The 24,479-nt window shown below is 65.9% G+C and carries 23 protein-coding genes; 11 read left to right on the top strand and 12 right to left on the bottom strand.

All coding sequences use genetic code 11. The annotated features are described in order from the left end of the window. The first annotated feature begins 189 nt into the window (after positions 1 to 189). The 3 genes from HQ314_RS20350 to HQ314_RS20340 all read left to right on the top strand — a co-directional run bounded on the left by HQ314_RS20350 (position 190) and on the right by HQ314_RS20340 (position 3,939). Positions 190 to 1,332 (top strand): substrate-binding domain-containing protein, encoded by a 1,143-nt coding sequence (locus HQ314_RS20350; RefSeq protein ID WP_222626772.1) that lies wholly within the window; start codon positions 190 to 192, stop codon positions 1,330 to 1,332. After that, the gene (locus HQ314_RS20345) at positions 1,329 to 2,876 is read left to right on the top strand and encodes a sugar ABC transporter ATP-binding protein (protein ID WP_222651092.1); all 1,548 of its coding nucleotides are present in this window, start codon (positions 1,329 to 1,331) and stop codon (positions 2,874 to 2,876) included. The genes HQ314_RS20350 and HQ314_RS20345 overlap by 4 nt, the downstream gene beginning before the upstream one ends. A 103-nt stretch (positions 2,877 to 2,979) precedes the next feature. Beyond that, positions 2,980 to 3,939: an ABC transporter permease gene (locus tag HQ314_RS20340; RefSeq protein WP_222626770.1), complete on the top strand. Its 960-nt coding sequence runs from the start codon at positions 2,980 to 2,982 to the stop codon at positions 3,937 to 3,939. An 84-nt stretch (positions 3,940 to 4,023) separates the two neighbouring features. On the opposite strand, the gene HQ314_RS20335 is transcribed toward HQ314_RS20340, so the two are convergent. The 3 genes from HQ314_RS20335 to HQ314_RS20325 all read right to left on the bottom strand — a co-directional run bounded on the left by HQ314_RS20335 (position 4,024) and on the right by HQ314_RS20325 (position 7,815). Continuing rightward, positions 4,024 to 4,857, bottom strand: coding sequence for a mycofactocin-coupled SDR family oxidoreductase (locus tag HQ314_RS20335; protein ID WP_222626769.1), 834 nt, complete (start codon positions 4,855 to 4,857; stop codon positions 4,024 to 4,026). A gap of 49 nt (positions 4,858 to 4,906) precedes the next feature. Continuing rightward, positions 4,907 to 6,634 carry an NAD(P)/FAD-dependent oxidoreductase gene (locus tag HQ314_RS20330; RefSeq protein WP_308119513.1) on the bottom strand — a complete coding sequence of 576 codons (1,728 nt, stop codon included), beginning with the start codon at positions 6,632 to 6,634 and terminating at the stop codon, positions 4,907 to 4,909. Between the two features lie 347 nt (positions 6,635 to 6,981). Then, positions 6,982 to 7,815 (bottom strand): SDR family NAD(P)-dependent oxidoreductase, encoded by an 834-nt coding sequence (locus tag HQ314_RS20325; RefSeq protein WP_222651089.1) that lies wholly within the window; start codon positions 7,813 to 7,815, stop codon positions 6,982 to 6,984. Positions 7,816 to 7,952: 137 nt separating this feature from the next. On the opposite strand from HQ314_RS20325, the gene HQ314_RS20320 reads away from it, so the two are divergent. Then, positions 7,953 to 8,795, top strand: a complete 843-nt coding sequence (locus tag HQ314_RS20320) for an enoyl-CoA hydratase/isomerase family protein (protein WP_222626766.1) — start codon at positions 7,953 to 7,955, stop codon at positions 8,793 to 8,795. An 87-nt stretch (positions 8,796 to 8,882) separates the two neighbouring features. On the opposite strand, the gene HQ314_RS20315 is transcribed toward HQ314_RS20320, so the two are convergent. After that, complete coding sequence (locus HQ314_RS20315; protein WP_261781931.1) at positions 8,883 to 9,755, bottom strand: alpha/beta hydrolase; 873 nt, start codon at positions 9,753 to 9,755, stop codon at positions 8,883 to 8,885. Positions 9,756 to 9,996: 241 nt separating this feature from the next. Here HQ314_RS20315 and HQ314_RS20310 point away from each other — a divergent pair, with 241 nt between their 5' ends. Then, positions 9,997 to 10,935 (top strand): alpha/beta fold hydrolase, encoded by a 939-nt coding sequence (locus tag HQ314_RS20310; protein ID WP_222651087.1) that lies wholly within the window; start codon positions 9,997 to 9,999, stop codon positions 10,933 to 10,935. Positions 10,936 to 10,985: 50 nt separating this feature from the next. On the opposite strand, the gene HQ314_RS20305 is transcribed toward HQ314_RS20310, so the two are convergent. Continuing rightward, positions 10,986 to 11,729 (bottom strand): enoyl-CoA hydratase/isomerase family protein, encoded by a 744-nt coding sequence (locus tag HQ314_RS20305; RefSeq protein WP_222651086.1) that lies wholly within the window; start codon positions 11,727 to 11,729, stop codon positions 10,986 to 10,988. A 76-nt stretch (positions 11,730 to 11,805) separates the two neighbouring features. After that, positions 11,806 to 13,431: an NAD(P)/FAD-dependent oxidoreductase gene (locus HQ314_RS20300; protein WP_222651084.1), complete on the bottom strand. Its 1,626-nt coding sequence runs from the start codon at positions 13,429 to 13,431 to the stop codon at positions 11,806 to 11,808. Positions 13,432 to 13,584: 153 nt separating this feature from the next. On the opposite strand from HQ314_RS20300, the gene HQ314_RS20295 reads away from it, so the two are divergent. Beyond that, the gene (locus tag HQ314_RS20295; protein WP_204870130.1) at positions 13,585 to 13,734 is read left to right on the top strand and encodes a DUF1059 domain-containing protein; all 150 of its coding nucleotides are present in this window, start codon (positions 13,585 to 13,587) and stop codon (positions 13,732 to 13,734) included. Here the strand turns inward: HQ314_RS20295 and HQ314_RS21580 are convergent. From HQ314_RS21580 to HQ314_RS20285, 3 genes are read right to left on the bottom strand one after another with little or no spacing between them, the layout of a single operon-like run. Beyond that, entirely contained in the window at positions 13,722 to 14,519 is a 798-nt protein-coding gene (locus HQ314_RS21580) for an enoyl-CoA hydratase/isomerase family protein (RefSeq protein WP_308119511.1), read from the bottom strand. The two genes, HQ314_RS20295 and HQ314_RS21580, sit on opposite strands and share 13 nt — an antisense overlap. After that, the gene (locus HQ314_RS21575) at positions 14,516 to 15,445 is read right to left on the bottom strand and encodes an alpha/beta hydrolase (protein WP_261781915.1); all 930 of its coding nucleotides are present in this window, start codon (positions 15,443 to 15,445) and stop codon (positions 14,516 to 14,518) included. Before HQ314_RS21575 ends, HQ314_RS21580 begins: the two co-directional genes overlap by 4 nt. Then, positions 15,442 to 16,704, bottom strand: coding sequence for a cytochrome P450 (locus HQ314_RS20285; protein WP_222626759.1), 1,263 nt, complete (start codon positions 16,702 to 16,704; stop codon positions 15,442 to 15,444). Before HQ314_RS20285 ends, HQ314_RS21575 begins: the two co-directional genes overlap by 4 nt. A 173-nt stretch (positions 16,705 to 16,877) precedes the next feature. Between HQ314_RS20285 and HQ314_RS20280 the strand changes: the two genes are divergently transcribed. From HQ314_RS20280 to HQ314_RS20260, 5 genes are all read left to right on the top strand, one after another. Next, the gene (locus HQ314_RS20280) at positions 16,878 to 17,072 is read left to right on the top strand and encodes a ferredoxin (protein ID WP_222626758.1); all 195 of its coding nucleotides are present in this window, start codon (positions 16,878 to 16,880) and stop codon (positions 17,070 to 17,072) included. Between the two features lie 56 nt (positions 17,073 to 17,128). Continuing rightward, positions 17,129 to 17,992, top strand: coding sequence for an SDR family NAD(P)-dependent oxidoreductase (locus tag HQ314_RS20275; protein ID WP_222651081.1), 864 nt, complete (start codon positions 17,129 to 17,131; stop codon positions 17,990 to 17,992). Continuing rightward, complete coding sequence (locus tag HQ314_RS20270) at positions 17,985 to 18,839, top strand: SDR family NAD(P)-dependent oxidoreductase (protein WP_261781914.1); 855 nt, start codon at positions 17,985 to 17,987, stop codon at positions 18,837 to 18,839. The genes HQ314_RS20275 and HQ314_RS20270 overlap by 8 nt, the downstream gene beginning before the upstream one ends. A gap of 161 nt (positions 18,840 to 19,000) precedes the next feature. After that, on the top strand, positions 19,001 to 19,312 hold the full coding sequence (locus HQ314_RS20265) for a 2Fe-2S iron-sulfur cluster-binding protein (protein ID WP_222651078.1): 312 nt from the start codon (positions 19,001 to 19,003) through the stop codon (positions 19,310 to 19,312). Positions 19,313 to 19,375: 63 nt separating this feature from the next. Then, on the top strand, positions 19,376 to 20,635 hold the full coding sequence (locus tag HQ314_RS20260; protein ID WP_222651076.1) for an FAD-dependent oxidoreductase: 1,260 nt from the start codon (positions 19,376 to 19,378) through the stop codon (positions 20,633 to 20,635). Positions 20,636 to 20,678: 43 nt separating this feature from the next. On the opposite strand, the gene HQ314_RS20255 is transcribed toward HQ314_RS20260, so the two are convergent. Genes HQ314_RS20255 through HQ314_RS20245 form a run of 3 tightly spaced genes read right to left on the bottom strand, consistent with a single transcriptional unit; the run spans position 20,679 to position 24,422 of the window. Further along, positions 20,679 to 22,196, bottom strand: coding sequence for a class I adenylate-forming enzyme family protein (locus tag HQ314_RS20255; protein ID WP_222651075.1), 1,518 nt, complete (start codon positions 22,194 to 22,196; stop codon positions 20,679 to 20,681). Beyond that, a complete protein-coding gene (locus HQ314_RS20250; RefSeq protein WP_222651074.1) occupies positions 22,196 to 23,236 on the bottom strand; it encodes an acyl-CoA dehydrogenase family protein in 1,041 nt (346 codons plus the stop codon). The genes HQ314_RS20255 and HQ314_RS20250 overlap by 1 nt, the downstream gene beginning before the upstream one ends. A gap of 10 nt (positions 23,237 to 23,246) precedes the next feature. Next, the gene (locus tag HQ314_RS20245) at positions 23,247 to 24,422 is read right to left on the bottom strand and encodes an acyl-CoA dehydrogenase family protein (protein ID WP_222651072.1); all 1,176 of its coding nucleotides are present in this window, start codon (positions 24,420 to 24,422) and stop codon (positions 23,247 to 23,249) included. Positions 24,423 to 24,479: the final 57 nt, after the last annotated feature.

Genomic DNA, 24,479 nt, shown 5'->3' with positions numbered 1-24,479 from the left:
TACTGTGAGCACACTCGCGTCCTACAGTGATGCGGGTCACTCGACTGGAACCACCGGTAGATGTGGGTTTTCAGAGCAACAACCGACAGCAGAGGTCGACCTCGGGACGAACGCGTACGCGAGCCCACGGATCCACCTTCGCAATACAACATCCTGAATAGCTCGGTATCAACCACGAGAGGCGCCACCATGCGACCCACCACCACCCGGAAAGCCGGGCTCATCGCCGCGATGACCGTATGTTCGCTCGCGCTCGCCGCATGCGGAAACGGCGGCAGCGCTTCTCGCGGCTCGGATGAGGAAAGGGCCGCCGTCGATGTGTCGGCCGCAACCGCCAAGGTCCAGGAGTTGGCGGTTCCATCGGCCCCGCTCGGAATCACCGTGCCCATCGACAAGGCGATCCCCAGCGGCCTCAAGGTCATCCTGGTCAACTGCGTGACGTCGTTCTGCAAGCCACTCGGCGACCAGGTGGAGACGGCCGGCGAAGCGCTCGGCTGGGACGTCTCGATCATCACTCCGTCGAGCAGCAACGCGGCCGCACAGCAGAACGCGTTCAAGTCGGCTCTGAGCCAAGACCCCGACATGATCATGAACTACACCTACGAGAGCACGGTCCTGGGCGACGGCTACCGAGAGGCTTTCGACAGAGGCATTCCGGTCGTCTCCGGCGGCGTCCTCGACGAGCCGGCCGCGCCGGGCCAGCCCGGCCCATTGGTCAACTTCTCCGGGCCTCCGGGGATCGAAGCTCAGGGTGCTTCCGTTGCCTCGCTCGTCGCGGACCGCACCGAGGGTCACGCCAACATGCTGTTCGTCGGTCTCCCCGCATTTCCGATCATCGACTCCCTCGAGAGAGGCATGAAGAGCGGGCTCGACGAGTATTGCCCTGACACGTGCGAGGTCAGCGAACGTTACGACCTACCAGTGGAGTCCATCGGCAAGAACGCCTCCGAGCTGATCGTCAACAGACTGCGCGCGAGCAAGGACGTCGACAGCGTCTTCCTCTCCGCCAGCGTCATGTCGCTCGGAATGGTGAACGCACTGAAGTCCGCGGGCCTACAGGACATCAAGATCTTCACCGCATACGCAGAAGAGACGGTACTGCCCGACATCAAGACCGGTGCCATCGAGGGCGCGGCCAAGAGCCCCGGCCTCGAGAACGGCTGGTACTTCATGGACGGAGCAGCCCGGGTTGCAGCCGGAGTCGATCCGGCACCCGCGAACAGCGCGGTCCCGAACATCCTCGTGACCGCGGACACCCTCGGCGATCCGCCCGTGACGACTCCGATCACGGAGGACTTCGAGGCCAAGTTCCTGGAGCTGTGGGGCAAGTGATCACCGACGAACGCATCGCTGATGCACAGCGGCGACCAGCTCTGTCCATCAGCAATATGTCGAAGCGATTCGGCGGCACACGGGCCCTTCACGACGTCTCCTTGCAAGTCCACGACGGCGAAGTGCTCGCGTTGCTCGGCCACAACGGCTCCGGCAAATCGACGGTCATCAAGATCCTGGCCGGCTTCCACCAGCCCGATGCCGGAACCGCGGAGCTCCGCGGCTCCGAGTTGATCCTCGGGGACGCCCAGAGTGCCAACAGCCTCGGCCTACGTTTCGTGCACCAAGACCTCGGAATCGTCGAGGAGCTCAACACGGTCGACAACGTCGCCCTCACCAGCGGTTATCTGCGCGGCAAGTTCGGCACAGTGGACCAAGGCCGGCAGGCGAAGCGCACCAGGGAGCTGCTCGACCGCTTCGACATCGAGATCGACGTGTCGGCTCCTCTCAGCGAAGCCGACCCGGTCCAACGGACCGGTGTCGCGATCGCGCGGGCGCTGTGGGATTGGGAAGAGGGAGACTCGCGGGTCCTGGTCCTCGACGAACCCACCGCCGCTCTGCCTTCGCGCGAGGTCTCGCAGTTGTTCGACCTCATCAATCGCGTGCGCGACGCCGGACACGCCGTGATCTATGTGTCACACCGCATGGACGAGATCCAGCAGATCGCAGACCGGGTCATCGTGCTCCGCGCGGGAGAGGTCGTCGCTGACACCCCGGTCCGCGATGCGAAGGCGGTCGATCTGGCTCGCCTGATCACCGACAATGCACAGCACACCGTGGCTGCGGAACGAGGTGCCCGCCCGGCCGCAGGCGAGCCGGTCCTGTCCGTGCGCGGCCTGTCGGGCCACCACACCAAAGATGTGGACATCACCCTGCACGCCGGCGAGATCGTCGGCATCGCCGGGCTACAGGGCTCCGGTCGCGAAGAAATCGCCTACCTTCTCGGGGGTGCCCGTCGATCGAAGGCCTCTGGCGGCTGGCAGGTGGCGGGGCAGACGATCGACCCGCCCACCTCGGCCAGCGCACACCGTGCGGGCATCGCACTCGTGCCCGGCCAGAGGCTGCGAGAAGGTCTCATCGCGAACTTCACTGTCCGCGAGAACCTGACCCTTGCACGGCTCGGAAACCTGTCGAAGCCTGGCCGATTGGCGTCCAAGCGAGCCGAATCCGAATTCGCACGAGAGTGGATGCGTGCGTTGGAGATTGCCGAGCACGTCGCCGACGATCCGATACTGACCCTGAGCGGTGGCAACCAGCAGAAGGTACTTCTGGCCAGGTGGCTGTGCACCGAGCCGCGGATCCTACTGCTGACCGAGCCGACGGCCGGCGTCGACATCGGCGCGAGACGAGCTCTGTACGAACTCCTGAGGGACCGAGCCGCGGCCGGTCTGACGATTCTCGTCTGCTCGTCCGACGTCGAGGATCTCGTGGAGTTGTGCGACCGGGTCTTGGTCATGCGCGAGGGAGTCATCGCCTCCACGGCCGAGGGCGAGCGAATCAACGTACCCCACTTACTGACCGAGATGGAAAGCAGTCATGTCTGAACTGAAAGCGTCCGACCCCGACAACACCACTCACATGCCATCGACGGAGATCTCGTCACGACACGCGACCACCTCCGCAGGTGATCGGACCTGGAAACGCGCCGTGAAACCGCTGAGATTCGGCAATATCGGGGCGGTGTACGTCGGCCTCATCATCGTCGTCTACTTCTCCGTCACGCAGCCGGACCTCTTCCCCCGCTCGACGACCGTGCAGCTCATCCTGAACCAGAACTCGGTCGCGGCCCTGGTCGCATTCAGCCTGATCGTCCCGATGTGCACCAGGGTCTTCGATCTGTCGATCGGTTATGTCATGGGAATGACGAGCGTCACGGCGGCCTACCTGATCGTCGAACGGCAGCTGAGCTTCACAGTGACGATCGTGTTGTGTCTGCTGCTGGCCCTGGGTGCGGGACTACTGAATGTCGTTCTCGTCGTGATGCTGGGCATCGACTCGTTCATCGCCACACTCGCCAGTGGCGCCTTCTTCCAGGCCGTCATCCTGCTGATCAGCGGCAACGTGCCGGTGAGCGACCAGCGGTTGAACCAGGACTTCGGCAAGATCGCCAACACGGAGATCATCTTCGGGCTGACGCCCCCGGTCTTCGTCGCGATCGTGGTCGGGCTGCTCATCTGGTGGCTGCTCGAGCGCACCGTGACCGGTCGTCGGCTCTATGCGACCGGGTTCAACGAGGAAGCTGCCCGCCTCGTCGGCGTGCAGACCCGCCGGCTGAAGGTCGCCGGCTTGCTGGTCTCAGCACTGGTCTCCGGTCTCGCCGGAGTCTTGGTCACCGCCCAGGTCGGGGCAGGATCTCCGGAAATCGGTCCGGGCTACCTACTGACGTCGTTCGCGGCGGTCTTTCTCGGTGCCACCCAGTTCCGCGGTGGACGGTTCAATGTACAGGGCGCAGCGGTCGCCGTGCTCGTCATCGCGGTCGGGTCGGCCGGTCTGGCCATCTCCGGTGCCCCGGTGTGGGGTTCGTCGATGTTCCTCGGCATCATCCTCCTGTCGTCCCTCGCGCTGCGTCGGTACGAAGAGGTGCGGTCGAAGACGCGAAACGCCTGACCCGAACGAAACAGACACGAAAGTACCGATGGTCGTCTTCGACCATCGGTACTTTCGTCTCGATGTGGAGTCAGCCCTGAGGGGCTACTTGATTGCCGCGCCGCCGTCGATGGGGAGGCTCGTACCGGTGATGTACCGCGACTCGTCGGAAGCCAGGAACAGCACGGCATTGCTGACATCCAGGTCCTCGACCCAGGGAATGGGCATGAGAATGGTGGCGCTGGAAGCGGCGGCGAAGTCGTCACGAGTGGGATGAGCGAGGTGTGGAGAGAACGCGTCGTACATCTCCTGGTTCTGGGCCATGGGTGTGTCCACTTGCGTCGGGTGCACGGTGTTGACCCGGATCGCGTGCTCGGCGAGCTCGTGCGCGAGCGTTTTCATCAGACCGACGACGCCGTGCTTTGCCGCTACGTAGTGCCCGGTCCGACCGAAGCCTCTCAGTCCCGCCACGGACGAGGTCAAGACGATCGATCCCCCGGTCCCCTGCGCGACCATCGTCGGAATGGCAGCCTTGACAGTGCGCCACACGCCGCTCAAATTGATGTCGATCATTTGATGCCACGTCGCCTCGTCGAGCTCGGTGGCCGAGCCGAAGGAAAAAATGCCCGCGTTCGCTGACACGATGTCGAGCCGACCCAACTCGGCCACGCCCGCAGCAACGGCTTGCTCGAGCGAATGGTGGTCACGCACATCGGCGTGAGTACTGACGATCTTTCGACCTCTGGCCTCGACACCGCGAACCGTTTCGGCCATGTCAGCTGCTGTCGCCATCGGGTAGGACACCGTGTCGACATCGTCCATCACATCGACGGCGATGATGTCGGCCCCCTCCTCTGCGAGGCGAAACGCGTGACTGCGACCTTGACCGCGTGCGGCACCGGTGATGAAGGCGACTTTGCCTTCGACTCGTCCTGGCATGATCGAATTTCCTCCTGTAACTGGTGAGACCGTTCGTCGAGAAGACCGTTCACAGAGCAGGGCGAGCGCGCGATGCGTCCCCGACGAGACCTTCTTCGATCGCCTTGATCTGGAGCGCGAGAAATTTGCCGTAGAAGCGAGCCATCGCGAGGTTGCCGCCCATGAACCACAGGCCGTCGTGCCCTGACTGGCGCCAGACGCCGCGCAGCTCACCCTCGTCGTCGAGCCCCCACACCGGTCCGCATCTGTCGGCGACGTCCGGGCCGAGGAGCCGTCGGGCCGTGTCGAGCATTCCGCGATAACCGGTGGCAAGCACCACGACATCCGCGGCGAGCGCGCTCCCGTCGGACAACTCCAACCCTGACTTCGTGAACGTCTCGATCTCGGTGCCGGACTTGATCTTGATCTCGCCCGCAGCGATCAGCTCGGAGGTACCGACATTGATGTAGTACCCGCCGCCCTTGTGGAGGAAGAGTCCCAGAGCACCCGTTCCGTCGATCCCGGACGACCACATGAAACCGGACTTCTCCAGTGCTGCAATGATGTCCGAATCCAACTCCGCCATTGCAGCCGTGGTGGCGCGGTGCATCTCAGGCGCCGCCGTGAACGGGAATGACGCTCCGAGCAGGTCGGCGACGTCCGTCGGCGGACCGGATTCGTCGTAGACACCTGTCATGGGGACGGCCGCGCTCGCGACACTCACCACGTAGGTGGGCGAGCGCTGCAGCATCGTGACGTCGGCACCACGTTCGTAGAGCTCCTGAGCGATGTCGTGGCCACTGTTGCAACTCCCGACCACCACAGCTCTGCGCCCGGAGAAGTCGTGGCCATGGGGGAAACCGTGCGAATGGCACAGCATTCCCGCGTATGTGTCGGCACCGGCAATCTCAGGAATGTTCGGCTCGGTCCCACTGACCCCGGTGGCCAGAACGAGGTGATGGGGACGAACCACCCGGGTAGTGCCGTCGGTCCTCTCGAGGGTCACGCTCCACTGGCCGGAGGCGGCGTCGTAGTCGCTCGCGCGCAGCTCCGTACCCGTCCAGACATTGAGCTCCATCGTGGCGGCATAGGACTCCAGCCAATCGGCCAACTTGTCCTTCGGCGAATAGACCGGCCAGCTGGACGGGAACGGCAAGTACGGCAAATGGTCGTACCAGACCGGATCATGGAGGACGAGGGAGTCGTATCGGTTCCGCCAGCTGTCGCCGATCCGTGGATTGCGATCGATCACGAGGGTGTCGATCCCCAGGCAGCCGAGTCGTGCAGCAAGGCCGAGACCACCGTGTCCTGCGCCCACGATCACGACCGCAGGCTCGGACGCGGTGAACTCGCTCTTCAGCTTGCGAGATTCGGCCCAGTTGCGTTGCGAGCGATCGGTGCCGTGCGCTCCGCCGTGGGGACGGTTGGTGCCGGTGAGTTCCTCGTGGCCGACAAGCCCATCCATGGCAGTCATCACTGTCCAGGCTTTCCAGACGTCGTCACGGCGCACCAGCCTCAGCACCCCACGTCCGTGCGCGAGGTCTGTGGTGAACGTGAACATCGCCTGGATCCAGTGCTCGGTACCTGCGTCGACCAGCGAGGCGTTCCCGATCATCGCCATCGACAGGCCCGATTGGCCGGCGCGTTCCGATACTGCGCTGTCGAGTTGCTTCAGCCCGTGCGCAGTGCGTAGATCCCACGTGAACCCCAGCAAGTCCCGCCACCAGGCATCGTCGTGGAACAGGCTGCGGACCGCGCCGTCCTCAGCTCGGCTCAAGGCGAGCTCGAAACCGCTCACCCACCGTGCCGTCACTGCATCGAGTTCGGCGCCTGACAGCGAGGTCGGATCGGAAACAGAAGACACAGAGGACACTTCAGTTGACACGCGCTCACCGTTCGTTCGGATACGTGGAAAGGAGACAGTTCCTCACGGAACCCGGGCGGCAGGAGGAACGTGCGGAGCAACTCCCGGCAAAGTGCGCGGGAATGTGACTCACGTCATTCTTGGACGGTATCAGTATCCTGTTTGGGTGCACAAGCAGGCAAAATCGGCACATGGACCCTAAGCGCAATCACACAGTGCACTCATCGGTACGTCCGTCTGCCGCCACCCTGAGCCCGCATCGCGCGAGATCGAGAACGACCTCAGTAGAGACCCACCGGCTCGACGTCGGCCGAGAGACGGGTCTCGAAGGCGCGACCGATACCCTCCGCCGTGTCGATGTCGTCGGTGATCCGCTCGGTGCGGTAGTTCGGCAACTCCATCAACGACAGCGAGTGCGAGTCGAACCTGACGACCTGCCCGTTCAGGTGACGGCCCCGCTCGCTGATCAGGTACACGACCGCCGGCGCGATCCGGGCAGGCTGCGGACGCTGCACGCCGTCCGCCCGCGCGCCGACGCCGACGCCCATGCCGGTCTGTGCGACCGGTGACAGCGCCATGACGCTCACCCCGGTGCCTGCCGCGTCGACAGCCAGGTTGTAGGTCAGCGAGGCGACCGCACCCTTGGTCAGCCCGTAGGCCGTCATACCGGCAATGCCCACATGCGCCCCGGACACCACATTGAGGATCGAACCGCGACCCTGCTCCCGCATCACCCGGTACGCATGGAGGGCCACGAAGCTGCTTCCGAGCACGTTGACGTCCACGATCGTGCGCAGCGCCTCCTCGGTCAGCTCGCGCGGATCACCGAACTGGAAGACAGCGGCGTTGTTGACCACGCCGTCGACCGAGCCGTACACGTCGACAGCCGTCGTGATCAGGCGTTCCGCGATGCCCCAGTCGCTGACCGAGCCGGCCACGACCTCCACCGCGTGCCCAGCGGCTTTCAGGCTGTTCGCGACGTCAGCCAACGCGTCGTGATCGACGTCGTTGACGACCAGCCGCGCACCCGCGGCGGCGACAGCTTCTGCATACGCCCGCCCCAGACCTGCTCCGGCTCCCGTGACGACGATGGCCGCACCGTCCAGCATCCCCATGACTTCTCCTGAACATCTGCGTGGCGGCACTGGGCCACGGCACCCTCGGACAGGGCGTCGACGCCCTGGCGTGGTTCTGATGATGTGGTTTATTAGCATACTCTATTAACGAACGGCTCGACCTACAAGGAGAACCCATGGTCAAGTGGCACCAGCTCGACGTCGCCCGAGATCTCGACGGACTGCTCTATGAGAAGGACGGACCAGTAGCAACGATCACCCTCAACCGTCCCGAACGTGGCAACTCCATGCACAAAGGCATGTTCGGGCCCATCCGGGCGATCTGGGAGGACGTCCGCGACGACGACTCGATTCGCGTCGTCATCATCACCGGGGCGGGCGACCGGCATTTCTCCACCGGGGCTGACGTCGGCATTGCCGCATCGGACAGCTCGGTGGCCGCGAACGCGCCGCTCGACCAGACCGTGTTCTGGTCGGCACGACACAACAAGGTGTGGAAGCCCGTCATCGCGGCTGTGAACGGCACCGTTGCCGGCGGAGGCCTTCACCACGTCGTCGACGCCGACATCGTCGTGGCCAGTGACCACGTCCAGTTCCTCGATACCCACGTCAACATCGGCATGGTCGGCGGTCTCGAAAACATCGGATTGGCCAAAAGACTGCCGCTCGGGACGGCGCTGCGCATGAGTCTGCAGGGTCGTGACTACCGGCTGAGCGCCGAGCGCGCCTACCAACTCGGTCTCGTCGACGAGCTCGTTCCTCGAGGCCGAGCACTCGAGAAGGCTCGGGAGATCGCACTTTCGATCGCGAAGAACTCCCCGCAGGCCATGGCACTCACGCAGCAAGCCATCTGGGGCTCGCTGGAGACGAGCTACGAGCAGTCGCTGCAACATGCGTGGGCGCTGATCAGATTGCAGTGGTCCCACCCCGATTTCATCGAGGGTCCTCGCGCCTTCGTCGAGAAGCGCGAGCCGCAGTGGAACCCCGATCCCGACGCGACCCACGCAACGGGCACCTGACGCGCGCTGACGCCGTTCCGGGACGAACTCGGGGACGACGAGAGTGCTCGGGTCGCCCGGCACCCCGCGCCATGCTCGGACCGAGACTCACTGTCCTCGTGGGTCATCGGTCACGAGGGCTCCGTCGGTCGGGAGTGTCCGCATCCTCACGAGGCTGTCGATCACCAGCTGCAGGGTCGAGGTCGAGGCAGGACTGTCGGCGAACGCCGTCAAGAAGCCGTGGATCTGACCGGGGACCTGCGAGTGCGCCAGCAGTCGGCCGACCGATCGCATCCGCTCGGCGAAGGCGTCGGCCTCGTCCCGCAGCGGATCGTGCTCTGCCGAGACCACGACCGCCGGCGGAAGCTGCGAGACCCCCGGGGCGAGCCCCGGAGAGATGTGCGGATGCGCGCGATCGACGTCGGACTGGACGTACGCGTCCCAGAAGAATCTCAAGTGGTCAGCCGTGACGAAGTAGCCCTCCGCCTTCTCGCGGTACGAGGCGGTATGCATCGCCGCGTCGAGGACGGGATAGATCAGTACCTGGCCGAGCAGAGCTGGTTCGGCGACCGCCTCCGCACGCCTGACGGCAACCGCTGCAGCGAGATTGGCCCCCGCGCTCGTGCCCGCGACAACCGTGCGCGAGGGATCGGCGCCCCATGACTCGGCGTGCGCGACAGCCCATTCCACAGCCTCGGCGGCGTCGTCCAGAGGAGCCGGATAAGGATGCTCGGGCGCCAGCCGGTAATCGACGTTGACGACGACAGCGTCGGCACCGATGGCAAGAGAACGACAGGTCGGGTCATGCATGTCGAGGTCCCCGCTCACCCATCCTCCGCCGTGCAGGTACACCACGAGTAACCGCTCCGAATCGTCCGATGCCGGCACGTACACCCGTACTGCGGTGCCTGCAGACGTCCGGACATCCTGAACGCGGTCGATCGGATGGGAGGCCCGCGGTGGCCGTACCCGACTGCGCATGCGTTGCAAGTGGTCGGCCGCCTCGCGCGAACCGAACCTCGCGCCCGAAGGAAAGGGATCGGTGGCGTCGGCCCTCTCGATGAAACGGCGGACGTGCTCCTCGAGCGGGACCGACATGGCACTCCTTCTCCTGGCGGACATCACGGGGTCGGCGCGACGGAACCGACGATCAGCGGCTGGGTGGCCGCTGGACCTGCATCGATATCCTGATACTCGGTCTCGAATTGAGTATACTGTTGACGTGTCCCAGCTGTCGCCCCCCTCGTCGTACTCCGCCTCCGGGCACACTCCCACCTGCGCCGGGACGCCAGGCGATCCACTCGTCGTTCCGCGTGCGCAAGAGTCGTCGTCCCTGATGGTCGACGGTCGGCACGTGCACTACGACGTGCGTGGCGACCCCGAGAGTCCCGCTGTGGTGCTCGTCCACGGCGCCCGTGCACACCGCGGCTGGTGGCACGCCGTCCTCGCTGCCGGACTCGCGGACTCGCTTCGAGTCGTGACGTTCGACCTCGCGGGACACGGCCTCAGCGATCCCCACGACGATTACAGCCCGGCAGGCTGGGCCCACCAAGTCGCGGAGGTCGTCCGTCAGGTCGCAGGTGGACGCTGTGTCGTCGTGGGTCACAGCATGGGCGGTCTGGTCACCTACGCGACGGCCGCCCTTCACCCCGACCGGGTCAGCAGGGTCGTCACCTTCGACAGCAAGGTGCGCATCCCCACCCCCCACGGTGGCGCCAAGGTGCGCGGTATCCCGGGGAAGCCACTGCGTCCCTACGCGACCAGGGACGACATCCTGGACGCGTTCCGATTGCTTCCGCCTCAGCCCTGGATCAACCCTGCGGCCGTTCGCCACGTCGCAGAGCTCGGCATCGTCGAGCGCGACGGGGCGTGGCGTTGGCGGTTCGACCCTGCCATCGCCCAGCGCTTCTGCGACGACGAAGTCGCTCGTCATCTGCGCGATCTGTCGTGCCCCGTCGACTTCTTCCACGGTGCCGAGAGCACGCTCGTCTCGCACGAGACCGTCCGCGACGCGGACGTGATGGTCGGCGGATTGTTTACCAGCGCAGCCATTCCGGGCGGTCACCACCACCTCGTCCTGGATCAGCCCGAACTCGTGCGCGACGCCATCATCGGCGCGGTCGAGCGAGACCGAGCGTCGCAGAGACGAGCGGGCGCCTGACGGCCGCTCCGGGCCTCACCCATCGGTCAACCGTGCGGGCGCGGCGACCGTCAGCGCGCCAGGATCGCCTGCGCGGTCTCGGCGAACGACTCGGACGTCAGCCGTTCTCCCTGGATGCGGGCGCACTCCTGCAGGTAGGTGTCGTCCGGCAGATGATTCCTCGACAGCGCGGCGTAGCCCTCGAGAGCAGGACGCCCCACCGGGACCCACCCCTCGATGAGGTCGACCGCCGCGGCGAGGGCGTCGTCGGAGCGCACTCCCACTCCCAGCGTGGCTGCCTGGTCCGCATTCATCGGTCGCTGCCCGAGCAGGTGCCACAGCGCACCCGGCAGCAGTTCCTGCAGCACCTTCGCGCCACCCGTGCCCGGGATCAGCCCCAGCGTGGCCCATCCTTGCGCGAGCTTGGCCTTCGGTCCCAGGAACCGCGCGTCGCACCACAGTGCAAGATCGAGTCCCAGCCCGATCGCCGCACCGTCCACCGCAGCCACGGTCGGAATCGGGCACTCGCGGAGAGCGCGCACCATCGACTGGAAGTCGCGATAGACGAACTCCGAGACGCCTGCGGCGTCGCGGCCTTCGATCGCCTCGACGATGGCCGGCAGGTCACCACCGGCACTGAAGGCTCCTTCGCCGGTCAACACGACCCCCAGGGCATCGGGGTGGGCCGCGGCCGCCGAGATCGTCCGGCCGAGCAGGGCCGCCTCGCGGGGTCCGAGAGCGTTACGGACCTGCGGCAGCCGGATGGTCACCACCGCTGCTCGGCCTCGTAGCTCCCATGTCACGCTGTCCGTCATGTCAGATCCTCTCGGACGGAACGGATCCGCCCCGGTCGTGTGGTGCGGACTGGTGCGGGGCGGAACGACGCGAGAATCACTTGAGCACGAAACCCTCGTAACCGTTCTCGGCGATCTCGTTGCACCTGGCGACGTAGTTGCCGAACCCGCCCACGTAGGGGATGAAGACGCGCGACTGGTCGTCGGCGTTGACGTGCACCATGTAGTTCTTGGTGCGCAGACGCAGCAGCGAACCGGCCGCCTCCGCGACGCGGGCGGTCCAGTCGTCCTGCGCTTCCTCGCTCGCTTCGATCGTGGCGTAGCCGGACTTGTCGAGGTAGGCGATGCAGTCGCCGATCCAGTCCATGCACTGCTCGTTGTGGACGGTCAGGTTCGCGAGCACAGCGGGGCTGCCGGGACCTGTCGAGATGAACAGGTTGGGGAATCCCGTCGTCGTCATGCCGAGCAGAGTACGAGGACCGCGATCCCAGTGGTCGGTGGGCGAGGCACCCTCGGCATTGCGGATGTTGGCGTTGTCGATGGCACCGGTGAAGGCGTTGAATCCGAGCGCGAAGATGACCAGGTCCAGCTCGTGGTGGGTCCCGTCGGCCGTGATGATCCCGGTCTCGTCGAAGCGCTCGATCGCATGCTCGGACACGTCGACCAGTGTCACGTTGTCGCGGTTGTACGTCGCGTAGTAGTCGGTGTCCACGCACAGGCGACGGGATCCGACGGGATGATCCTTGGGACACAGCTTCTCGGCCAGTTCCGGATCGTCGACGATGGAGCGGATCTTGTTCCTCACGAACTCGGCCGCGACGCTGTTGGAGAAATCGTCCGTGCCCTGGTCGGCGAAGGTCCGCTGGAACACGTGCCCGCCGTAACTCCACGACTTCTCGAGGAGCTCTTCGCGCTGCTCCGGCGTGAGATCTGCGGCGTTCGACGTTCCCGGGCTGACGTGCCGCGCTCCCGCGCTTGCCATCAGAGCTGCACGTTCGCCGGGTACGTCCTGCCGGATGCGGTCCCACGTGTCCTTGGACATCGGCCCGTTGTGGGCAGGCACCGAAAAGTTGGGAGAGCGCTGGAACACCGTGACGTGCTCGGCCACCTTCGCCACGACCGGGACTGTCTGCACGCCGGACGAGCCGGTGCCGATGACGCCGATCCGGCGACCGGCCAACTCGACCTCGCGGTCCGGCCAGTGTGATGCCTGAACCCACTCGCCCTGGAACTTCTCCAGGCCGGGGAATTGCGGATCGCGCGCGGCGGAGAGGTTGCCGGTCGCCATGACCAGGAATCGGCAGGTGAAAGTGTCACCCGAGCTGACCGTCACGCGGTAGCGCGACGCGTCCTTGTCCCATTGCGCGCCGGTGACCCAGGTCTCGAACAAGAAGTGACGACGGATGTCGAACCGGTCCGCGACGTGGTTGAGGTAGCGCAGAAGCTCCGACTGGGTCGCGTAGCGCTCGCTCCACTCCCACTCGTTGTAGAGCTCCGAGGAGAAGTAGTAGCAGTAGTCGAAGCTCTCGATATCGACCCGTGCCCCGGGGTAGCGGTTGTGGAACCAGACGCCGCCCACGCCGGACGCACCTTCCAGCCCGAGGACGCTCAGGCCCTGACTCGCGAAGCGGTGCACGCCATAGAGGCCTCCGATGCCTGCACCCACCACGACAACGTCGTATTCCCGAGCAGTCTCGGGCACGTCCACGACCTCTTCGAACATCTAGTGCTCTTCTCTACAGTATTCTCTATTGACGGGAGTTTCAGCGGAGAAAGTCCCCATCCGCTGCTGAACACTGTACCGCGACATCGGTATGAGTGCACTTAATTGCCTAATATGCCTGAACCGCCACCGCCCCGGAAGGGCACCGACACCATGAGAAGTCTCCACTGTCCCTGTGGCACCACGATCGACGCGACCGACGACGACCAGCTGGTCGACCGCACGGAGAAACATCTCGCCGAAGCCCATCCCGGCCGCACCTATTCGCGGCTCGAGATCCTGTTCCTGGCTCACTCGTCCTGATTCGCCGCGGCGGCCTCCTGTGCGAGCCGCACGGAGTCGAGTATCGCGAGGCCTTCGACGGCCAGACCGTTGCTGAGACTCTCGTCGATGAGCCGCTTCAATCGGCCGGTGAGCACGACTCGGGTGTAGCGCATCTGGAGGACGGGCCGTGCAGCCAATTCGCGCGCGAGCTCGCGCGCCCTCGGCATCAGCTCGCCCGCAGGCATGACCTCGTTGACGACGCCGAGGTCGAGCGCTTCCGCCGCCGACAACACCTGACCGGTGAGCAGGAAGTACCGTCCGCGGTTCGGGCCGAGCAACTCCTGCCACACCACTTGGACGCCGTCCCCGGGGACCGAGCCGGCCAGAACGTGCGCCTTGTCCTGCAGGATCGCGCTCTCGGACGCAAGGGTGATGTCCGACAGGAGGGCGAGCTCGGCGTGGATCGTCGCGGCTCCGTTCACCACCCCGATGACGGGGATCTCGATGTCGAGCAGCCGCCGGAGCAGATGCTTGCCCTCGTAGTAGATGACGTCCCACATCTGGGCGTCCGCCGTGCGCTCGTCCCAGGCGAAGACGTCGATGAAGCTGTCCCCCGTGCCCGTCAAAATCATCACGCGGTTGTCGCGGTCGTCCGCGATGTCCACGAACGCCCGCACCCAATCGTGGTGGTGCTGCGACGAGTACCTGACAGGGCCGTCGTCACTGTGCAGCCTGACCGTCAGGACGCCCAGATCATCGCGATCGAAGGCGATCGTGGGGTAGGCGTCGAAGTAGGCAGGCCGGTCGTGGTCCGCGTGGGTCACCGGTCGGCGTCCGATGCGGACGTCGGCTCGAGGGCCTTCTGCTTCTCGGCGACCGTCGAACCCAGGTGGGTCCGGAAGAACGTCGTCGCCACGGCCAACGACGCCACGAGCCCCGGCCCACCGTAGAAGGCCATGCCCTCGAACGGCAGCACCGTCAGCTCTTTCGGCTCCTCGAGGGCAGCGTGCACGTCCAGCGCCATCGAGAACGGATGGATCACGTCGTAGCCACTTCCTGCGATGACGAGGGCCGGACGCGGAGCGATCTCCCGGGCGAATGCGAGCGGCCGCCATTCGGCCACCTTCTCGAGCGACTCGAGCGCCATCGGCACCGAGGTGGTCATCGACGTGTCACGGGGCCCCTTCCACGGCAGAACTGCTCGTTCGCCCGACAGACCGATCGACGGAATCGTGCCGGAGGGACGACCGGCGAACCTGCCGCGGCGGTCGGCCTCGAGCTCGTCGAGCAGTTCCTCCCATTGGCTCGGGTTCCGTAACACCTGCAGCCACCCACGGCCGTCGGAGACCGGCACCTGGGCCACGACGGCCTTGACCCGGCGATCGACACCCGCGACGTGGATGACGGTGCCGCCGGAGAAGCTCGTCCCCCAGATCCCGATTCGGTCCGCGTCGACCTCGGGTCGTGACTGGAGGTAGCTGATCGCGTTGCGGTAGTCCTCGACCTTGTCGAGTGGGAAGTTCTTCTCGCGCGGTTCGCCCTCCGACTCTCCGAAATAGCGGTAGTCGATCGACAGCGCGGCGAATCCCGCCGCGGCGAAGTGCCGGCCCTGCTGCACCAGCGATGTCTTACCCATACCGAAGCCGTGTCCGAGCACGATGCCGGGCAGCTCTGCGTCGGGGTCGGCGCCCTCCGGCAGGTAGAGATCTGCCGCGCACTCCAGGCCGAGACTGTCGAAGGTCACCTTCATGCGGATGCTCCCGCATCGACGGCTCTGGGCGTCACGACCAGTGGCAGGTGGATGATGCCCGACGAGCCGGCCGGTCGGTACACGATCTCCGCACCCTCGGCGAGCTCGAAGTCCTCCGTCGCGGCGAACCACTCACGCATCACGATCTGCAGCTGCATCCTCGCCAGGTGGGATCCGACGCACCGGTGGGGACCGATCCCGAATGCGAGGTGCTTGATGCCTTCACGGGTGAAGTCGACGGTGTCCGCGTGCTCGACGAGTGACTCGTCACGCGATCCGGACGCGAGGGCGTAGAGAACGGTTTCTCCCTTCTTGATGAGCACGCCGCCGACCTCGACGTCGGCCTGCGCCACTCGGTTGCCCGAGATGAAGCTGTGCGTGCGCATCAGCTCCTCGATCGCGTTGGGGACGAGCGACGGATCCTCGTACAACTGCCGACGATGCTCGGGGTGCGTCGCGAGGAACGAGAAGCAGAAGGACAGCGCACTCGTGACGGTGTCCAGACCGGCGATGAACAGCTGGTAGCACATGTCCAGCGTCTCGTCGGGGGTCATGCGGCGACCGTGCACCTCGGACTGGGTGAACATCGAGATCAGGTCGTCGACAGGATTCTCGAGCCGGTCGGCGATCAGCCCCTCGAGGTAGGCCTGAATCTTGAGTCCCGCCTCCAACCGGAGCGTGGCGCTGTCGCCGTGCTGGCTCCCGTGGATCAGGTCGGTCTCCCACTGCAGAAAGGTGGTTGCCTGCTCGACGGGCAGACCGAACAATCGGCAGAACACCGTCGTGGGCATCGGCTGGGCGAAGTCACGGAAGAACTCGCACGAACCGTTGTCGAGGATCGGCTGGAGCAGCTCCTTGACGTCGGTCGTGATGGCCGGTGCCAGGTCGCGGACCTTGACCGGCGACAACGCCTTGGCCTCGACGGTCTTGTACGGCATGTGCAGCGGCGGGTCGAGCTCGACCGGGATGAGCTTGCGGGGCCACACACTCTTGCCTGGGAAGCTCATGTGCTCGTTCTTGAAGCCTTCGGCGTCCTGGAGCACGGTCTTGATGTCGTCGAAACGGGTCAGGACCCAGAACCCTCCGAAGACAGGACTCCAGAAGGTGGGGTGGTCGCCACGACGGATCTCGTCGTAGAACGTCACCGGATTCGCCTTCAGACCGGGCTCGTTGAAATGGTCGAACACCCTGACCAGCTCCGCTGGCACGTGATCGGGCACGTCGAAGTCGGGACTCTCCGTGACAGTCGCGTCGGTCATGACGTCTCCTTCAGATGTAAGAGCGATAAGAGGATGCCGTTTCGAGGTAGCGGTGAGTATTCAGCCGATCTGGTCTCGATAATTCGCACCATACGCGTAGTGTATCCCGAATCACAGTATCCTTAATTGATCCGGACGCTGTCGACCGGGCTGAACGCCATCCAGGAGGAACAGTGAAGATCGTCGTCGAGAACGCCAAGTGCCAAGGGCACGGACGTTGCTACACCGAAGCCCCGGCCGTGTACTCCTCGGACGAGATCGGCTACATCGCCCAGGAAGGTTCGAACGAGGTCGCCCCGGGACACGAGCCGCAGGCGCGAGTCGGTGCCGGCGCATGCCCCGAGGCCGCCATCCGCGTGGTCGAGTAGCGCCCACGACACCCGGCGCCGGACCGGCGCGCCCATCCACCGACACGAAAGACATCATGAACCGACTTCAGAACAAGGTCATGCTCATCACGGGCGCCGGATCGGGCCTCGGGCGAGAGACTGCCCTCCTCGCAGCTCAGGAGGGGGCCAAGGTCGTCGTGACCGACAAGATCGAGGCGCGGATCGCGCCGGTCGTCGAGGCGATCGAAGCCGCAGGCGGCACCGCATCGGGCCTTCGAGTCGATGTCACCAGTGAGTCCGACATCGAAGCCGGCGTGGCCCACGCGGTCGAGACCTACGGCCGGCTCGACGTCGCGCACGCCAACGCAGGTGTGACCGTTCCCGGCTTCGGTTCCGTCGCGTTCGAGGACGTCACCGTCGAGGACTGGAACACCGTCAACGATGTGAACTTCCTCGGCGTCTTCCTCACGATCAAGCACGCGGTCCGCGCCATGAAGACCACCGGCGGAGGAAGCATCGTCGTCACCACCTCGGCCTCCGCCCTCGTGGCCTACCCGGGTTTCGGCGCGTACGTCGCCGGCAAGACGGGTGCGATCGGAATCGTGCGTGCCGCCGCGTACGACTTCGGCAAGTACGGCATTCGCGTCAACGCGACCTGCCCCACCCACGGCATGTCGGCAAACTTCGGGCAGGACCCCGAGGCACCGGTGCTCGGTCGGTCGTACGAGCAGATGGCCGGCCCCTGGGACCCCACCCACGCGGTCATGCCGCTCCGGGTCCCGGAACCGCCCAGCATCGCCCACAACGCCTGGCCCGTCATCTTTCTGGCCAGCGACGAGTCGCAGTACATGTCCGGGACTGCAATACCGACCGGTGACGGCGGCCAGCACGCGCGCGTATCCATCCCGTTCCCCGACCGGTGGACCCTGAGCGACGAGACTCCGACCGCCGATGTTTGACCTCAGCGCCCAGTCGGTCGTCGTCACCGGTGGAGGGACCGGCCTGGGCCGGGCCATCACACTCGCGATGGCGCGCTCGGGTGCCACCGTGTTCATCGCCGGTCGCCGTCCTGACGCCCTCCACTCCGTCGCCGAACTGGCGTCGGCCGAAGGTCTGGTCGTCGTCCCCGTCCCTACAGACATCTCCGAGCGATCGGAGGTCGAGGCGCTGGTCCAGACCGTCCTGGACCGCACGGGACGGCTCGACACCTTTGTCAACAACGCGGGCGGTGCCGACCGGGACGACACGGGACCACTCATCGATCTCGACGTCGACCAGTTCGAGCGAGTCATCTCGCTGAACCTGACATGGACGTTCTTCGCTGCCCAGAGCGCGGCAAGAGCCATGACGCGCGGCGGTTCGATCATCAACATCACCTCTCGCAGCGCCACGGGTGCCAATCCCATGACGGGCCAGTACGGCGCCGCCAAGGCCGCAATCGAGAATCTCACGCGCACGATGGCCGTGGAATGGGGCCACCTGGGGATCCGCGTCAACGCCGTTGCCCCGGGTCTGGTGATCACGGAGAACAATTCGCAGGTCTACCTCACCGTGTCCCGTTTACGGCGCCAATTGGCCACCGTTCCACTGCAGCGTCTGGGCCGTCCCGACGACGTCGGTCCTGCGTGCGTCTACCTGGCATCCGACGAGGCCCAGTGGGTCTCAGGCGTCGTCGTTCCGGTCAATGGCGGCAGCACGATCCCGGTGGGTCTGCTGACGTACCTCCATCACCGCAACTCCGAGGTGATGGATGCAGCGGCGTTTCAGGAAAACTTCGACCCTTCGAGAAAAGAGGGTGAGGATTAGCAGAACTGCACCTACACTCGACACACGACGCGTGACCGTGGTCACGCGGGCCACACCGCGGAGAGGTCGACCTCGTCCCGGATCCTGGTGAAGGCCACAACAGGCCCCGACCCATCGACATGTACTTCTTCCCTGCACCTTTCGATCTCGAGGAGACCTCCATGCCCCGTGTGACCTTCATCCAGGCAAATGGACGCGAAGACATCGTCGACGTCGTCGACGACACCTCCGTCATGCAGTCGGCCATGGACAACCTGGTCTCCGGCATCATCGCTGACTGTGGGGGCGAGCTGACGTGCGCGACGTGCCACGTCTACGTCGACGACCAGTCGTCCTTCCAGCCTCCCACCGCAGACGAGGCCGACATGCTCGAGTGTGCCGTCGACCAGCAGCCGGAGAGCCGGTTGAGCTGTCAGCTGATCCTGCGGGGCGAGACCTCCACGGTCGTCCGCGTGCCCGCCTCCCAGCTCTGACGTCTCCGGCGGTCAGGGCCTCGAATCCACCCCACCCACCACGACCAGCTGGACGGATCAATCGTGAACAGCACGCACACCACCGACGTACTCGTCATCGGAGCCGGGCAGGGCGGCGGCGAGGCCGCGGTGTCCCTGCGACGTCTCGGCCACACGGGCGCGATCCTGGTAGCCGGCGACGAGCCCCTTCTTCCCTATCGCCGCCCCCCGCTGTCGAAGGGACTGCTGACCGGCGAGGTGGAGCTGGACGATCTTCTCGATCGTCGCGCCGAAGCCTACGAATCGGCCGACATCGACACCCTGCTGGGAGCGAGTGCCGTCGAGATCGACACGACCGATCGGGTCGTCACGTTCGCCGATGGTGGAACTGCGACCTACGAGACTCTGATCCTCGCCACGGGGGCGCGAGCGCGGACCCTGGCGTCGATCGGCATCGCCGTCCCCGACGATGCACCGAATCTGCACTACCTGCGCTCGGTCGCCGATGCCGAGAGGCTGCGTCCCCAGCTGCGCGCGGGCGCTCGTCTCGTCGTGGTCGGCGGCGGTTATGTCGGCTTGGAGGTCGCCGCGTCCTCGCGCGGCCGTGGCGTGGCCGTCACGGTGATCGAGGGACAGGACCGTCTGCTCGCACGCGTGACGGCCCCGGTGGTGTCCGAGTTCTACCGCCGAGTGCATCACGACGAAGGCGTGGAGATCCTGCTCGACACCTCGGTCGCCGGGTTCACCTTCGCGCCGGACGGTCACATCACCGAGGTGCTGTGCGACGACGGAACCGTGCTGCCCTGCGATCTCGTCGTGGCCGGTATCGGCGGAGTCGCCAACGTCGAGCTGGCCGCTGCGGCCGGGCTGCTCGTGGAGAACGGCATCGTCGTCGACGAGCACTGCCGGACGAGTGATCCGCACGTCCTGGCGATCGGCGACTGCGCCGCTTTTCCCTCCGTGCACGCCGGGACCACGATCCGTCTGGAGTCGGTGCCGAACGCGCTCGAGCACGCTCGGGTGGCGGCAGCCACCGTGATGAAGGCCGCGGCGCCGACCCAGTCGCCGCCCTGGTTCTGGTCGGACCAGTACGACCTGAAGCTCCAGATGGTGGGGCTCTCGGCCGGCCACGATCAGGTCGCCGTGCGGGGTGACATGAGCGCGCGGAGCTTCATCGCCTTCTATCTGCGTGAAGGCATCGTGGTGGCAGCGGACGCCGTCAACTCGTCACGTGACTTCGGTTGGTGCAAGAAGATCGTCGCACTGCAGCAGGAGTTCTCCGTGGATCAGCTCCAGGACACCGACGCCGCACTGAAGGACATTGCTCGCGGAGTCTCGGCCTGACCGGTCGCGTCCGCCGGGCCGCGCGGCCTGCTCCCCGCGAACGTCAGACGGACGAGCTCTCGATCGACGCAGCTCGCGCGGCCCGGCGGTCGGGCTTCTGGACTGTCGTCAGCGGTACCTCACGAATGCGGACGAGCGATTTCGGCAGCTTGTAGCCGGCGAGGTAGGGCCGCGCGAACTCGCGCAACTCGTCGAGCTCGACGTCCCCGCCCTCGGCGCAGACGATTCCGACCTCGACCCGCTCGCCCCAGTACTCGTCGGGCACGCCGTAGACGATCACGTCGTGGACCGCCTGGTGGCGACGCAGCACGTCCTCGACCTCGGTGGGGAACACGTTCTCCCCGCCGGTGATGACCATCTCCTTCAGACGTCCACTGATGGAGAACCAGCCGTCGTCGTCGACCGCACCGAGATCTCCGGTACGGATCCCCTCGGCGGTGTAGGTCGCCTCCGTCTCGTCGGGTCTGCCCCAGTACCCGCGGCTCTGCCAGGGCGCGCTGACCACGATCTCGCCCACCTCCCCGCAGTCGGCCTCGGTACCGTCCGCGCGCAGGATGCGCGCCTCGGCTCCCGGGTGGGGTCTACCGATGCCGGTCAGGCGGCCGGCGACCAGGTCTTCGTGCTCCACGCCGATGAGCGGTCCGAACTCGGTGGCTCCGTACCCCGTGCGGATCGCAGCTGTGGGGTAGTCGCGCATGACCTGCGCGATGAAGTCGGCGTTGGCTGCCATCGAACCCAGTCGTAGTGCCCGCATACTGCCGCGCGGAGTCGATTCGAACGATTCGTGGGACTTGATGGCCGCGAACATCGTCGGTGCGCCGGTGATCCGAGTGGCACCTCGGGCGATGGCCTCGAGCGCGAGAGTCGCGTCGAACTTGCGCAGAATGTGCACGGTTCCGCCTGCGAACAGGCGAGAGAGCAGGTTCGTGCCCAGGGCGATGTGAAAGAACGGTGCGAAGTACAGCTCGACATCGAACCTCGTTCCCGGGTTCGATGCCGCGGACGCGTTCAACCACAGCCACAGGCCACGGTGGTCGTACCAGACTCCCTTGGGAATGCCGGTCGTGCCGCCTGTCGCGAAGATGATCGCAGGTGAGTCCTCGGAGACAGGCGCGAACACCGTCGGCTCGCCGGCCAAGGGTGCCAGACGTGCGCGCAGGTCCGTCGTCGAGTGCGACGCCGCCAACACGACGACGTCGTAGCCGGTGGCCCGTGCCGTCTGGACATGTGTGTGGTCGGTGACGACCAGAGCAGGCTGAATGGGTTCGAGGAAGGCCGCGATCTCGTAGGGCGTCAGACGGGTGTTGATCGGCACCGGTACCAAGCCGGCTCCGAGTGCACCCAGGACCACGGTCACGTAGGTCGTCGACGGCTCCATGGCGATTGCGACGCGGTCGCCCGCCGCCAGGCCTGTGCCGCGCAGCGCCGCGGCGACACCGTCCATGCCGTCGATCATCTCGGTCCATGTCGTGTGTCCCCACGGATCGATCAGTGCGATCTGGTGACCTCGTCGCGACGCGATCGCTCGCAGCCTCGACGGGACGTTGAGCGGGCCTGTCATCAGTACTCTCCGCGCAGGCTCAGGCCGTGGTCGCTGCCGATTCCGACGATGCCCGGGTAGCCGTCGTTGACCTGAGTGGCCTGGTGGCGGGCGTCCCCCCACACCGTGTCGACGATCCGGACGCGCTTGTAGAACAAGTGCGCGTCGTGCTCGCCTGTGAAGCCGATGCCGCCGAGATTCTGGATGTTGTCCTTCGCGCTGGCTGCCGCACCGGTGCCGGCGACGGTCTTGGCGGTTGCGGCGACGTAGGGACCGTCGACCCGTCCTGCATCGATGCACAGACCCGCCATGCGAGCCAGCGACGTCGACGACCACGCGCGGACTGCCATGTCGGCACAGCGCCGCGACACGGCCTGGAAACTGCCGATGGGTTTCCCGAACTGCGTCCGGGTCTTGCAATACCCGACCGACATGTCACGCATGGCCTGAAGCATCCCGGCGAGCTGCGCCGCTGTCAGCACGGCCGCCCGAGAGTGCAGGGCCTTCACGGTCGCGTCGTCACCGGTGAGCAGCGCGTCGGACTCGGGACGCCGTACGTGGCCGAGGGCCGTACCGGGATCCAACGACGCGATGTCCTGCAGGTCGTCGGGCGTACGGATCAGCGAGACGGCGTCCGCAGACCACAGCAGCAGGTAATCGGTGTCGATGCCGTCGACCACCACGAGCGGCTCGTCGTCGCCGCGGACAACGGCAAGTCCGGCGCGGCGCTCCCCGGAGCTGAGCTCCTCGACGAGATCGGCAGCGTCGTTCGCGACGGCCAGCTGTGTCGCGAGCATCGTCGGCAGGTACGGCCCACTCACGAGGCCGCGACCCAGTTCCTCGAGGAGGAAGGTCTCGTCTGCCAGGCCGAGTCCCACCCCGCCCGAGCTCTCCGGGACTCCGAGGGCAAGCCATCCCAGGTCGGCCGTCCGCATCCAGGTTCTGCGGCGACGCTCGGCATCGACCGGTCGGTGCAGCATCGACAGCGGCAGCTCGGCATCGATGAACTTGCGGACTGTCGCGGCGAGATCGTTCTGATCTTGCGTGGGTTCGAGGTTCACAATTTCTCCGTTAGCGGGGCAGTCCGAGGACGCGGTTGGCAATGATGTTGCGTTGGATGTCCGACGTGCCGGCTCCGATCGTCGAGGACGGCGAGTACAGCCACTCTCCCGACCACGCCTGCGGTGTGAACGGCATCTGGTATTCGAGCGCGTCGAGCCCGACGACGTCCATCGCCAGCGCTCGCACGTTCTGTTCGAGTTCGGCGAACAGCAGACGCGACATCGACCCCTCGGGTCCCGGCTTGCCGGTCACCCGGTTGCGCGAGACTGCCGCGTACGTCACGGCACGCAGAGCCGCGAGTTCGGACCGGGCCGACGCGATGCGACGGTAGATCTCGTCGTCCTCGATCGCAGCGCGCTTGCCGTCGGGACCCGTGTGGTTCTCGGCGTGGTCGACGACTTCGTCGAGATATCGGGAGAGCCGGATCTGCTCGACCACGAAACCGGCACCGCGCTCGAACGAGAGCGTCGACATCGCCGTGGCCCAGCCGTTGCCGACGCCACCCACGACGTTCGAGAGGGGAATGCGGACGTCGTCGTAGAAGACTTCGCAGAAGTGCGGGATACCGGCCATCGTCATGATGGGGCGCACCTCGATGCCGGGAGTGTTCATGTCACAGATGACCCAGGTGAGCCCTTTGTGGCGGCTGCTCGGGTCGCTGTCGGTTCGGACCAACAGTTCCTGGAAGTCACTGTGTTGCCCGTGGGTCGTCCAGATCTTCTGCCCGTTGACGACGAGGTCGTCACCGTCGACACGTCCCGTGGTCCGGACCCCCGCGAGGTCGGAGCCCGCCGACGGCTCGGAGAAACCCTGGCACCAGGTCGACTCACCCCGCAGGATCGCGGGCAGGTGCTTCTGCTGCTGCTCGGACGTGCCGTTCAGGATCAGCGTGGGTCCGGCGTGACTCGTCGCCACCCAGAACACGCCGATGTGTGGTGCGCCCGACAGGGCGTACTGCTCCCACCAGATCAGCTGCTGAAGGAGGGAGAGTCCGCGGCCTCCGTGCTCGACCGGCCAGGACACACCCGCCCATCCTCCGTCGAACGTGCAGCGCTGCCATGCGCGGTCGAAGTCGACCATGGACTCGCCGGTGGGTGGGCGCTCATCGGTAGGCACGTGGGCGCGCAACCAGGAGGCCGCGTCGTCCCGGAAGTCGGCATCAGCCTGGTCCAAGTCGATCTGCATGAATTGAGCATACTCTTCTAAAGAAGGGTCTGGTCACGAAGGACCCACCTATTTCAG

This window comes from Rhodococcus sp. BP-332 (assembly GCF_019836065.1).
Classification (GTDB): domain Bacteria; phylum Actinomycetota; class Actinomycetes; order Mycobacteriales; family Mycobacteriaceae; genus Rhodococcoides.
Note: the sequence above shows the minus strand (reverse complement) of the source record. Positions and strands in the feature narration are given on the sequence as shown.

Bases quoted from the DNA above. Each gene is read 5' to 3' on its own strand.
- HQ314_RS20350 (WP_222626772.1), top strand. From the start codon at position 190: ATGCGACCCACCACCACCCGGAAAGCCGGGCTCATCGCCGCGATGACC.
- HQ314_RS20335 (WP_222626769.1), bottom strand. From the start codon at position 4,857: ATGCCAGGACGAGTCGAAGGCAAAGTCGCCTTCATCACCGGTGCCGCA.
- HQ314_RS20325 (WP_222651089.1), bottom strand. From the start codon at position 7,815: ATGGGGATGCTGGACGGTGCGGCCATCGTCGTCACGGGAGCCGGAGCA.
- HQ314_RS20320 (WP_222626766.1), top strand. From the start codon at position 7,953: ATGGTCAAGTGGCACCAGCTCGACGTCGCCCGAGATCTCGACGGACTG.
- HQ314_RS20315 (WP_261781931.1), bottom strand. From the start codon at position 9,755: ATGCGCAGTCGGGTACGGCCACCGCGGGCCTCCCATCCGATCGACCGC.
- HQ314_RS20305 (WP_222651086.1), bottom strand. From the start codon at position 11,729: ATGACGGACAGCGTGACATGGGAGCTACGAGGCCGAGCAGCGGTGGTG.
- HQ314_RS20300 (WP_222651084.1), bottom strand. From the start codon at position 13,431: ATGTTCGAAGAGGTCGTGGACGTGCCCGAGACTGCTCGGGAATACGAC.
- HQ314_RS20295 (WP_204870130.1), top strand. From the start codon at position 13,585: ATGAGAAGTCTCCACTGTCCCTGTGGCACCACGATCGACGCGACCGAC.
- HQ314_RS21575 (WP_261781915.1), bottom strand. From the start codon at position 15,445: ATGAAGGTGACCTTCGACAGTCTCGGCCTGGAGTGCGCGGCAGATCTC.
- HQ314_RS20285 (WP_222626759.1), bottom strand. From the start codon at position 16,704: ATGACCGACGCGACTGTCACGGAGAGTCCCGACTTCGACGTGCCCGAT.
- HQ314_RS20275 (WP_222651081.1), top strand. From the start codon at position 17,129: ATGAACCGACTTCAGAACAAGGTCATGCTCATCACGGGCGCCGGATCG.
- HQ314_RS20270 (WP_261781914.1), top strand. From the start codon at position 17,985: ATGTTTGACCTCAGCGCCCAGTCGGTCGTCGTCACCGGTGGAGGGACC.
- HQ314_RS20265 (WP_222651078.1), top strand. From the start codon at position 19,001: ATGCCCCGTGTGACCTTCATCCAGGCAAATGGACGCGAAGACATCGTC.
- HQ314_RS20255 (WP_222651075.1), bottom strand. From the start codon at position 22,196: ATGACAGGCCCGCTCAACGTCCCGTCGAGGCTGCGAGCGATCGCGTCG.
- HQ314_RS20245 (WP_222651072.1), bottom strand. From the start codon at position 24,422: ATGCAGATCGACTTGGACCAGGCTGATGCCGACTTCCGGGACGACGCG.